A 4270-nucleotide genomic window follows, 5' to 3' on the forward strand; every position below is an offset into this window, starting at 1 on the left:
CGCTTTTCCTTGTCCACAAAAGGGACATAAACCTTCTTCCCCATCGCCAATGCCCGGACGATCATTTCGTCTGTCTGTACTTCCTTCTCCAACGCCAGATAAAACATTATGTGAAGAGAACGTTGAAACTCATCCAGAGCAAACAAATTCATGGCAATCCGGCGGCTCTTTTGCTTGACGGCTTCCGCGTCAAGGCTGACCCGGATAGCCTTCATCTCCCTTCTGATTGATTCCTTTGTCGATATCACGTCAAAACCTGGTCGCAAGAATACCCAGGGAAGAAGCCAAAACCGCCTGGAATCGAACGCAAACAACCAATTGAATATGCATGAATCAATTCTAAGGAACAAAAAAGACGAGCGCTGGGAGAGAAGAGGAGAAACAGCCGAGAGGGCTGGCGAGTGTAGCAGTCAGATAATCAAGGGCAATCAGGAAGAAATTTATAGCGCAACCTCTTCCAGGCAATACTGTTCATAGAAAGGGGGGATCGACTTTTATTACCATCCAACTCATTATAAATAAAAACGAAACTCTTTTTATTATCTCGTTTGGCAACGCAAATTCCACTTATCATCATCAAAATCCAGATGCTCAATACGATTTCCTGACCAATCAATTCCATGCTACCCCCTGAACGCCCCTTTTTTCGGCACTACATTTCTTTCTAAATACTGTCTCCTGATACCTACCACGACGTCTGACAAACCAACGCATTATTTTGGGAGCTTCCCCGCATATGCCGATACAAAGTGGCTTTATTGAACCTGTCAAAGACAGGTGGGATCTCCATGACTGTTTCAGGCTTCCTTTTCGAGAAAGGCTTGCACACCACAATCGAGCTTTCGACCCCTTTTGATATGAGTTGGTTCAAGAAAGTCGCTACTTGCACGAACACAACAGGGAAGCAAAATTTTCTTTTGCTTTACAATTTCATCCTAGCATAAAGACAATTATCGTCAAGTGATATCTATCGCCTCTTATTTCTCGTTTAACACCTCGGACAACCGTTCAATCATCGCCTCGGTTTTTGCCTCAACAAATTCACGGTTGGAGTTGATCTCATTTTTCAGCTCCATCAACTCCTGGGCAATGTTGAGAGCGGTCAAGACCGCCAGATCAATGGTGGAGGTCTTCGCCGCGCCATAAGACAATTCCTGCATTTTGGAGTCAACAAATCTGGCAAGCTCATTCAAATCTGTTTGCTTTGAAGTGCGTTTTACAACGTAGGTTTTTCCGTAAATCTTGATTTGTACTGTAGACGCCATAGGTCTAGCTCCAATCCGTTCTTTCGAGTTCAGCCAGGATATTCTGGATTTTAATACGAGCTGAGACATTGCTCGTTTCCATTTTATGGCAAGATCGTTCCAACAAAGCGAGCCGTTCCAGTTTGACCTGATTTTTTTTCACCTCAACGACCGCCGCCGCCAACTCATCGGACAAGCGGATATTTTCTTCTTTCAACCGGCTGTTTTCCGCCCGGAGACCGCGTACTTCCTTGACCAGTGCGCCGACCAACTCCTCTAAATTTTCAATCTTTTTTTGTCCCATGGCAAAAATCGTAACAGAGGGTAAATGGGGTGTCAAGAAATCCCTGTCAGACCTGAGTTCCCATAGCGGCGCAGGGCTGAATTTCCCGTTTCAAGCGTGCTTCATCAGCGTCTTTCGCCCTATCCAGATCGTAGTCAGATTGCAAACCAAGCCAGAACTGGGGAGTCACGCCAAAATATAATCCAAGACGCAGGGCGGTGTCGGCGGTAACCGCCCGCTTACCGTGGACAATCTCGTTGACACGGCGCGGAGAAACATGGATATCCCTGGCCAACCGATACTGGCTGATTCCCTTCGGCGCCATAAACTCTTCCAAAAGTATTTCGCCTGGATGAAGCGGCGGCATTTTTCTTTTCCTCATAATAGTCTCCTAATGGTAATCCGCTATTTCCACATCATGTGCGTCTTGACCGTCCCAACGGAAACAAACACGCCATTGATTGTTGATTCGCACGCTGTATTGCCCTTTTCGATCGCCCTTCAAGAGCTCAAGATGGTTGGATGGTGGATTACGAAGATCGCTCAAAACAAGCGCCCGGTTCAACATGCGAAGCTTCCTTAAAGCGGCACGCTGGATATCATGGGGAAGCTTTTTGGAAAACTCACGATTGAAAACCTTCTCGGTCTCCGCACAGCAGAACGACTTGATCATATCCGGAATAATAACGTGGGGCGATAATAACGTCAAGCGTCAGTAGAAGAAGTTCAGGTAAAAGGCAGGCTTAATTCAAATCATCAAAAAAATCCGAATAAATCCTATCCAAAAAATCCACATGAGAAATTTCTGTGCTATTATTCACTACATCCACTATAGAGTGGTATAAGTCTTGTTGTTTGTCTTTTGACTGCTGGCAGGCCAACTCAAACTCCCAACATCCTAAAATGTAAAAGTTGTCAGATTGCGCCTTCATACTTTCTTTAACTTTTTCGCGAGCATAACGATTTATAGCAAACATTTCATCCAAAAACACGAGAATGTTTACCACTTTTTGCTTTTTATAACTCACCCCATCTATTTTGCCTTCCTTAAGATGGCTTTCTTTTCTCACATTTTTTTCAACCTCTTTTGCGATATCACCAAGCAACGCCTCAATTCCGGAGCCATTGGCGCTTTGCACCCCCGCCCTTGCGTAGTTATCAATTTTTCTCTTTTTGCATTCAATTTGAAAAACATACTCATCTGAGACCAAAATCCAATCAGCGCTTTTCCATTCATCACCACCAATTTTACAAGTTTTTTCTGAAAAAACTTTCGCCCGGCTCCAAACATCAATATTATTTTGTTTGATAAGTTCACCAACATACGTTTCAAAAACTGCTCCAATCTCCTCCAACAACCTACCCTTCTCCCTCATATCAAGTTTATCAAGTAAAACATAATACAAGCCCTCAAAAGAACCGTAGAGGAAATCGGGGAGGGAAGGAATGATATACCGCTCATTTTCATTTTCTGACTTTATTTTAATAAGGAAACCTTTTTAAAGGATTGAACTCATACTTTTTCAGAGTTGCTTCAGCCAACTCGTATTTTTCAGATTCTTCCCTGAACTGTTCAGGGGTTACCGCAAAAACATCAAGGAACCTGAGAATATTTTCTTCCGTCAGTAACCGCTTGGGAGATTCGATCTGAGGGGTTGTATGGTTACTCATCAAAAACGAGGTGACGAACTCCCCATCTTCTCTTAAGCTAAAATTGGCATAAAGACAAACACCGATTTTCATTGCCTTAATAATTTCAATGCCTAATGCCTGATTTAGCATTGCGCCCAACTCACCATTACGCTCAAAAACTTTTGAAAAGATCCAGAAATATCTAGCCACAATATTAGATGGCGATCTCAGATAATGCCACTGGTGATTAATTGTTCTAATCATCCACAACCAGCCCTTTTCTTTTATTTCGCCGTTTGACTTTATATCATGCAAGTCTATTTCAAGATTGCCATACAAATAAATTAAATTCAGAAGATCAACATCATTGTATTGAACATCTTTTTTTTCGCAATTCAGCAAAACTTGTTTTGCGAAAAAAGACACAAAATCTTTCGTTAGCATTCCCGCCTTAAGTTTGATTTTTGGAGAGTTAAAAAATTCAAACTCAATATTTGCGTTAACCCAAACCTGATTTCCCATCAACGCACCAAGTTTTTGTAAAGACATTAAAGATCCAACCAAATCAAAATCTTTTACGATCGAGTTGAAATCTCCAACCGTAAAACGCCTTGAAAACCTCACGTCAGACGATGTTCGGATTTTGATATCAGCCATATTATTGTCAATCAGATAACAAGACTATTTTAGGAATGTTGGAGAGCCTCACAAGATAATGAAATTCTTTACACACCTGTCCCGACGTAAATTGTAGAGGGTGGACGATCACGTTGACACTGTGCAGAGGAGCGCAGAGAACAACAACGCTATTATCTTTTCTTTGCGGACTTCGCGCCTTTGCGTGAAAACTGACTGGGGCTTTATGTTTTTATCCTGCTCATCCTGTCCATCCATGTACATTTTCCCTGTCTTTGCATGGCAACATTTACTTCAAATGCTTCTGAGCGTCGCGCCGTATTTGTCGCCCAGCGCTTTTACGATCTTGTCGAAAACCGGGTTCACTTCGTCGTCGGTCAGGGTCTTTTCCGGGGATTGAAATGCCAGGGCAAAGGCCAGGCTTCTCTTGCCCGCTTCCAGCTTCTTGCTTTCAAAACAGTCGTAGATCTCGACC

8 protein-coding genes and 1 other RNA gene are annotated in these 4270 nt (G+C 43.0%); all 9 read right to left on the reverse strand.

What is annotated here, in order from left to right; genetic code table 11:
- Positions 1-215 (reverse strand): 5-formyltetrahydrofolate cyclo-ligase (locus HY877_03940; GenBank protein MBI5299429.1); only part of this gene is annotated, 215 nt, incomplete at its 3' end.
- Between the two features lie 508 nt (positions 216-723).
- A non-coding RNA gene (ssrS, locus tag HY877_03945) (6S RNA) lies at positions 724-906 on the reverse strand.
- Between the two features lie 71 nt (positions 907-977).
- Complete coding sequence (locus HY877_03950) at positions 978-1265, reverse strand: cell division protein ZapA (protein ID MBI5299430.1); 288 nt, start codon at positions 1263-1265, stop codon at positions 978-980.
- A 4-nt stretch (positions 1266-1269) separates the two neighbouring features.
- Entirely contained in the window at positions 1270-1584 is a 315-nt protein-coding gene (locus HY877_03955; GenBank protein ID MBI5299431.1) for a hypothetical protein, read from the reverse strand.
- 10 nt (positions 1585-1594) lie between these two features.
- A complete protein-coding gene (locus HY877_03960; protein ID MBI5299432.1) occupies positions 1595-1909 on the reverse strand; it encodes a HigA family addiction module antidote protein in 315 nt (104 codons plus the stop codon).
- A gap of 9 nt (positions 1910-1918) precedes the next feature.
- Positions 1919-2200 (reverse strand): type II toxin-antitoxin system RelE/ParE family toxin, encoded by a 282-nt coding sequence (locus tag HY877_03965; protein ID MBI5299433.1) that lies wholly within the window; start codon positions 2198-2200, stop codon positions 1919-1921.
- Between the two features lie 70 nt (positions 2201-2270).
- Positions 2271-2933: a hypothetical protein gene (locus HY877_03970; protein ID MBI5299434.1), complete on the reverse strand. Its 663-nt coding sequence runs from the start codon at positions 2931-2933 to the stop codon at positions 2271-2273.
- Between the two features lie 76 nt (positions 2934-3009).
- Positions 3010-3816, reverse strand: a complete 807-nt coding sequence (locus HY877_03975; protein ID MBI5299435.1) for a hypothetical protein — start codon at positions 3814-3816, stop codon at positions 3010-3012.
- Positions 3817-4089: 273 nt separating this feature from the next.
- Positions 4090-4270, reverse strand: a 181-nt coding sequence (locus HY877_03980; protein MBI5299436.1) for a hypothetical protein, incomplete at its 5' end; no start/stop codon positions are given.

This window comes from Deltaproteobacteria bacterium, from assembly GCA_016213065.1.
Lineage (GTDB): Bacteria > UBA10199 > UBA10199 > SPLOWO2-01-44-7 > SPLOWO2-01-44-7 > JACRBV01.